General features: G+C 73.0%; 1 protein-coding gene. It reads right to left on the reverse strand.

The features are described 5' to 3' along the window. Positions 1-248, reverse strand: a 248-nt coding sequence (locus MFF64_RS37190) for a hypothetical protein (RefSeq protein ID WP_238194080.1), incomplete at both ends; no start/stop codon positions are given.

The following is a 248-nucleotide window of genomic DNA, read 5'->3' on the forward strand; positions in this document are numbered from 1 at the left end:
CCGCCGTCGCCGTGATCCGGTCCTGCTGCTCGGGCGCGACCTCGTACAGCAGCCGGTCGAGTTCCGTGCCCGGTACGGGAACGGCGCTCGCCTTCAGCGAGTACGTGCCCGCCGTCGAGGTGGAGAAGACGCGGTGCAGGCCCGCCTCGGTGCCCGTGGGGGAGAGTCCGGTCAGGTCGGTGGAGCGGTGGAGGGAGAAGATCTCGGCGGTCGCGTCCGCGCCGGAGGCATCCGTGGGCAGCCGCAGC

It is taken from the genome of Methylobacterium frigidaeris, from assembly GCF_022179185.1.
Taxonomy (GTDB): Bacteria; Pseudomonadota; Alphaproteobacteria; order Rhizobiales; family Beijerinckiaceae; genus Methylobacterium; species Methylobacterium frigidaeris.